This is a genomic window from Sporosarcina koreensis (assembly GCF_001531445.1).
Classification (GTDB): domain Bacteria; phylum Bacillota; class Bacilli; order Bacillales_A; family Planococcaceae; genus Sporosarcina; species Sporosarcina koreensis_C.
Map to the genome: position 1 here is coordinate 1 of NZ_LQYA01000107.1, position 303 is coordinate 303.

1 rRNA gene is annotated in these 303 nt (G+C 56.8%); it reads right to left on the bottom strand.

The features are described 5' to 3' along the window. A 23S ribosomal RNA gene (locus AWV70_RS12515) occupies window positions 1-303 on the bottom strand; the annotation flags it as partial.

Below are 303 nucleotides of genomic sequence, written 5' to 3' on the forward strand. Positions count from 1 at the left end.
CCTGTGTCGGTTTGCGGTACGGGCACCTCCCGCCTCGCTAGAGGCTTTTCTTGGCAGTGTGAAATCAGGGACTCCGGGGATAATTCCCCTTGCCATCACAGCTCAATGTTATAGGAACGGGATTTGCCTCGTTCCACACCTCACTGCTTAGACGCGCATGACCAACAGCGCGCTCACCCTATCCTTCTGCGTCCCCCCATTGCTGATAACGGCGGGAAGGTGGTACAGGAATATCAACCTGTTATCCATCGTCTACGCCTTTCGGCCTCGACTTAGGTCCCGACTGACCCTGAGCGGACGAGC